Genomic DNA, 5,379 nt, shown 5'->3' on the forward strand with positions numbered 1-5,379 from the left:
CGACCTGATCCGCGGCGCGAAGCCCGAGGTGGTGGGCGAGGGCGCCAACGTCGCGCGCTGGATCACCAAGATCACTGCGCGTCCCGCAGTGGCGCGGGGGATGGCGGTGCCGCAGGCCTAGCTGTGCGCCCGGTGGGGCGCTTCGACGTAGGAGTGAGAGACTCCCCTGAGCCGTAGTCGAGCGGTACTCATAGCCAAAGGCGGGTACGCTTCGGCATACCGCAACCTGGTGCGGGCGATCCTGGCGGCGCACGCGCGGCGCTCGGGGCAGGCTCGCGGACCCGCCGGTTGATCGGTCACGCTCGCGAACGTCACTCGGGCCGGCATACCCGGCGTGCCGCCTCCACGCGGCGCGCGAGCGCCTTTCGCAGCGAGGCGATGTCGAAACCGAGCGTGTCGCAGATGTTGACGAAGGAGAAGGGCCAGGTGGTGTCGTTCGCGGCCACCCAGGCGACGGTCTTCGCGAATATCTGCCTGCGCCGCGGCTGGTTCGCCGTAGCGTACTGGGAGAGGATGTCGACGGCATCCTTCAGGACGGCGAGCATGAGCCGCTTCTCGCCCTGGTGCCACGCCTCGCGGGCCGGGACGTGGAATTGCGAGGGCATCACGAACTCCACCTCGACGGGCGGGCGCCCCGGGCGCCGGCGGGCGCCCGACGCCGGCTGCAGCGTCGTACCGATCGCCGCCACTTCCCCCTCCCCCACAAGCCGGGTGGTGTGAGCCTCGTGCATGTCTCGCGACCTCGCTCTCGCGCAGCGTCTCGCCACGCCGGGTCGAGAGTGGTGCAAGGCGCGTACCCTCGCGCGGGGGAGGCCGCGCCGCCGCCGCCGCCGCGCGGCCTCGTGTCACGCCGACCCGCCGGGTCGGAACGCGACACGGGCTCGGCGTGCTAGCTTAGGTACTCCGGGAGACGGCGCCGATCTTGTACTGCTCGAGCTTGCGGTAGAGCGTCTTGCGGCCGATCCCGAGCACCCGCGCGGCGAGCGTCTTGCTCCCGCCGACCGCCTCCATCACGCGCAGGACGTAGCGGCGCTCGACCTCCTCGAGCGGCGCGAGCTCGGACGGATCGTCGCCCGCGACCAGCACGTGCGAGCGCTGGAAGCCGCGGATCTTCTCCGGGAGATCGTCGAGGCCGATCGTCTCGTGCCGCGTGAGGGCGATCGCCCGCTCGATGCAGTTCTCGAGCTCGCGCACGTTGCCGGGCCAGACGTAGGCGAGCAGCCGCTCCGCGGCCTCGGGCGAGAGCCCGGTGACGCGCTTGCCGGCCTGCGCGGCGTAGCGGTCGACGAAGTGCTGCGCGAGGAGGAGCACGTCGCCGCCCCGCGCCCGCAGGGGCGGCATCTCGACGTGGATCACGTTGATCCGGAAGTAGAGATCCTCGCGGAAGCGGCCCTCCTCGACGGCCGACTCGAGGTCGCGGTTGGTCGCCGCGATCAGGTTGACGTCGAAGGGCACCTCCTCGTTGGCGCCGACCGGCCGCACGCAGCGCGTCTGGAGCGCCCGCAGGAGCTTCGCCTGGAGGGCGAGCGGCAGGTCGCCGATCTCGTCGAGGAAGAGCGCGCCCCCGTTCGCCTGCACGAAGAGCCCCCTGCGCACCGCGTGCGCGTCGGTGAAGGCGCCGCGCACGTGCCCGAAGAGCTCGCTCTCGAGCAGCGGCTCCGGGAGGGACGCGCAGTCGACGGCGACGAAGGGGCCCGCCTTCCGCCGTCCCCGCTCGTGGAGGGCGCGCGCGACGAGCTCCTTTCCGGTCCCCGTCTCGCCGGCGATCAGCACCGACGCGCTGGAGTCCGCGATGCGGTCGAGCAGCTCGTACATCCGCCGCATCGCGGGGCTGGTCCCGAGCAGGGCGCCGAAGCGGCGGGTTTCCTCGACCGCCTGGCGCAGCCGCCGTACCTCGTCGCTCAGCCTGCGGTGCTGGATCGCCCGCTCGAGCGCGAGCCCCAGGGCGTCGACCTCGAGCGGCTTGGTGACGAAGTCGTAGGCGCCGCTCCGGATCGCGGCGATCGCCGTCTGGATGCTCCCGAAGGCGGTGATCACGATCACGGGCACATCCGGGCGAGACGCGACGATGCGCTCGCAGAGCTCGAGGCCGCTCATGCCCGGCATGTTGAGGTCGGCCACGACCGCGTCGAACTCCGACGCGACGAGCGCTTCCAGTGCCGCCGGCGCCGCCGTGCGCGCCTTCACCTCGAAGCCGAGCTCGCCCAGGTCGGAGACGAGCATGTCGCACATGCTCGCATCGTCGTCGACGACGAGGACACGCCCCTTCACGAGGCGACCTCGGCGGTTCCGGGCTCGGCCGAGGCGAGGAAGATCGCGACCCGCGTCCCCCGGCCCGGCTCGCTCTCGACGTCGATCCAGCCACCGTGGTCGGTCACGATGCCGTGCGCCACGGAGAGCCCGAGGCCGGTGCCCTCGCCCACGTCCTTGGTGGTGAAGAACGGCTCGAAGATGTGCGGGAGGGCCTCCGCGCCGATGCCGCGGCCCTGATCCTCGACGGTGACGCGCAGGTACTGCCCCGTCCGCCCACTGGCGTCACTCGGACGGCGGGCCTCGGCCGGCTCGATCGAGACGAGCAGACGGCCCCCGCGGGGCATGGCCTGGATGCCGTTCATGACGACGTTGGCGAACGCCTGCTGGATCTGGCTCGGATCGACGCGCACCGGGAGGAGTCCCTCGGGCGACTTCAGCTCGATGGTCACGCCCTGCTTCTCGGCGAGCGGGGCGGGCAGGTCGATCGTGCGGCTGGCGAGCGTGCGGAGGTTGCAGAGACCGGGCTTCGGTCCCTGACGGCGGGAGAAGTCGAGGAGCTGGCGGATGACGGCCGTCATGCGCGTCGCCTGCTCCAGGATGATGCGCGCGTAGTCCGCGCTCTGGCCCCGGCCGCCCTCGACGGCGGCGATCCGGCCGGCCCGGCCGGCGATGACGTTGAGCGGCGTGCCGAGCTCGTGCGCGATGCCGGCCGCGAGCCGCCCGACGGTGGTCAGGCGATCGGTGTGCCGGAGCTGCTCGAGCGTCGCGATGCGCGCCTCGGTCTCGGCGCCGAGGCGCGCCTGCGCCTCGGCGAGGCGGTCGCTCATGGCGTTCAGCTCCTCGGCGAACTCGCCGAGCTCGTCATGCTGCCGGAGGGCGAGGCGCGCGCCGAAGTTGCCCGCGCCCTCGGCGCGGGCCTTGTCGCGCAGGAGCGCCATCGGCCGCCCGACGAACCAGTAGCCGAGCCCCATGGCCGTGAGCGCGCACATGGCCGCGATGAGCGCGGTGGCGACGGCGATCTGCAGGTGGTTCATGTTGATGTAGCGCCGCTCCGCCTGCAGCGACTCCGTGACCTCGATCAGCGCGGGCCGGGCCGTGGGAATCGACATCGGGACGTAGATGTGGCGTACCCATTCACCGCCGGCAGTCTCCCGCAGCGCGACCGCATTGCGCCCGGCAAGCTGCTCGAGATCGTCGGCCGAGAGCCCCGGCGGCGGCTCGGCGCGCACCTCGTCGAGCCACAGCCAGCGGAGACGGATAACGCCCGGACCGTAGCGGTCGATCGTCTCCAGCATCTGCCGGGCCTTCGCTTCTCCCTCGGCCGCCCAGATCTCGGCGAGGGCGGCGGCGGCGCCATGCCCGAACTTCTCGTTCTTCCAGAGCTCGGTGTCGAAGATGACGACCTCCCGCCGGATCTGGAGCCAGGCATAGCCCGCCATGATGACGAGCACCCCCAGCGGTACGCTGACCACGTGTCGTCGCGACACGCGCGGCGCGGTGCGGTGCGTGCGGTCCGGTTGCCGCGCGCGATCGGCCGGCACGCGGCGTGCACCGGAGCCGAACGTGCAGCGAGGAACGGGAGCCGGCGGCCAGCCAACAACGCCAACCCCGAGATGGTCCACCTACCCCGATGACCGCCGGCGGCCCCGGGCCTCGCTGCACTCCCCACCCGCCGTCGGCCGGAGCTACTCGCCGCTACGCGGACCGGCTCGATCCGCCGTGACGCCATCTGCGCTCTCGCCGGGGCAGCACCGGGTCATGACGACCTCTTGCGTCCCATCGCCAGCTCGACGGCGTCGAGCAGGCTCTGATCGTCGAACGGCTTGTCCAGGATGGCGATCGCGCCGCCCTCGAGCGCGCGCTGGCGGACCTCGTCGTCGCCGTGACCCGTGATCACGACCACCGGCAGGTCGGGGTTTATCGCCGCGAGCTGCTTCTGCAGGTCGAGCCCGCTGATGCCGGGCATGCAGATGTCGAGCACCAGGCATCCCGCGTCCGGCGGGAGGTCGTAGGCGAGGAACTCGGCCGCGCTCGCGAACGTCTCTACGTTGCGCCCGGTCGCGTGGAACAAGCGCCGCAATGCCTTCCGCACCGACGCGTCGTCGTCGACGACCAGTACCATGCCACGATTCGTTCTCACGTTCGGGCGGTAGGATCTCGCCCGGGGAGCACAGCACCAGAGCCGGCCCGCCGCGTAAATGGGACTTTGGTCCCAGACCGGGGCAGACGGCCGGCTCAGCCGGCGTCCCCGCGGACCCCGATCTTCTCGCCCATGCGGACCAGGTCGGCGAGGGACGCCGCTCCCATCTTCGCCATCACGCGACCGCGATGGACCTTGATGGTCTTCTCGCTGGTCCCGAGCCGGTCGGCCACGAGCTTGTTCGGAAGGCCCGCGACGACGAGCGCCATGACCTGACGCTCGCGCGGTGTCAGCACGTCGAAGCGCACCCGGACCTGCTCGCGCTCGCGGCGCTCGACCCGCGCCCCCCGATCCCGGTCGACGGCGCGCCCGACCGCCGCGAGCAGATCCGGTCCGTCGAAGGGTTTCTGGATGAAGTCGACGGCGCCCGCCTTCATTGCCCGCACGCTCGACGGCACGGTGCCGTGACCGGTGAGGAAGACGATGGCGGGGTCGAGGCCGGCCGCGGCGAGCCGGTGCTGGAGGTCGAGCCCGCCGATGCCGGGCATGTGGAGATCGAGCACGAGGCAGGAGGGGCGTTCCGGGTGCGGCGCGGAGAGGAAGTCCTCCGCCGACGCGAACGCCTCCACCTCGAAACCCGCCGAGCGCAGGAGCCGCGCCAGCGACCTCCGCACGGAGGCGTCGTCGTCGACCACGAAGACGACCGGGTCGGCGCTCACTGGGGCCCACTCGCCTCGCACGGCAGGGTGAGGTGCATGGTTAGGCCCCGCTCGGGGTTCCGCGACGCCCAGAGAAGACCCCCGTGCGCCTCGACGATGGAGCGGCTGATCGAGAGCCCCACGCCCAGACCGCCCGGCTTGGTCGTGTAGAAGGGCTGGAACATCCGCGCGAACGCCTCATCGGAGAGCGGCGGTCCGGCGTCCTCGACCGTGATCTCGAGCGTGCCGGGCCGCGCGAGCGCGGTGCGCAGGACGAGGCGACCCCGG

General features: G+C 72.0%; 6 protein-coding genes. All 6 read right to left on the reverse strand.

The features are described from left to right. Positions 1 to 311: 311 nt before the first annotated feature. A complete protein-coding gene (locus E6J59_04665; protein ID TMB21947.1) occupies positions 312 to 689 on the reverse strand; it encodes a hypothetical protein in 378 nt (125 codons plus the stop codon). Between the two features lie 205 nt (positions 690 to 894). Beyond that, positions 895 to 2,271, reverse strand: coding sequence for a sigma-54-dependent Fis family transcriptional regulator (locus E6J59_04670; protein ID TMB21948.1), 1,377 nt, complete (start codon positions 2,269 to 2,271; stop codon positions 895 to 897). After that, complete coding sequence (locus E6J59_04675) at positions 2,268 to 3,740, reverse strand: HAMP domain-containing protein (protein TMB21949.1); 1,473 nt, start codon at positions 3,738 to 3,740, stop codon at positions 2,268 to 2,270. The genes E6J59_04670 and E6J59_04675 overlap by 4 nt, the downstream gene beginning before the upstream one ends. A 269-nt stretch (positions 3,741 to 4,009) precedes the next feature. Beyond that, positions 4,010 to 4,375, reverse strand: a complete 366-nt coding sequence (locus E6J59_04680) for a response regulator (protein TMB21950.1) — start codon at positions 4,373 to 4,375, stop codon at positions 4,010 to 4,012. Between the two features lie 113 nt (positions 4,376 to 4,488). Then, positions 4,489 to 5,112 carry a response regulator transcription factor gene (locus tag E6J59_04685; GenBank protein TMB21951.1) on the reverse strand — a complete coding sequence of 208 codons (624 nt, stop codon included), beginning with the start codon at positions 5,110 to 5,112 and terminating at the stop codon, positions 4,489 to 4,491. Then, on the reverse strand, positions 5,109 to 5,379 hold a 271-nt coding region (locus E6J59_04690), incomplete at its 5' end, for a PAS domain-containing sensor histidine kinase (protein ID TMB21952.1). The genes E6J59_04685 and E6J59_04690, both read right to left, overlap by 4 nt.

It is taken from the genome of Deltaproteobacteria bacterium, from assembly GCA_005879795.1.
Classification (GTDB): domain Bacteria; phylum Desulfobacterota; class Binatia; order DP-6; family DP-6; genus DP-6.

Coding starts and splice junctions, on each gene's coding strand:
- E6J59_04680 (TMB21950.1), bottom strand. CDS start 4,375: ATGGTACTGGTCGTCGACGACGACGCGTCGGTGCGGAAGGCATTGCGG.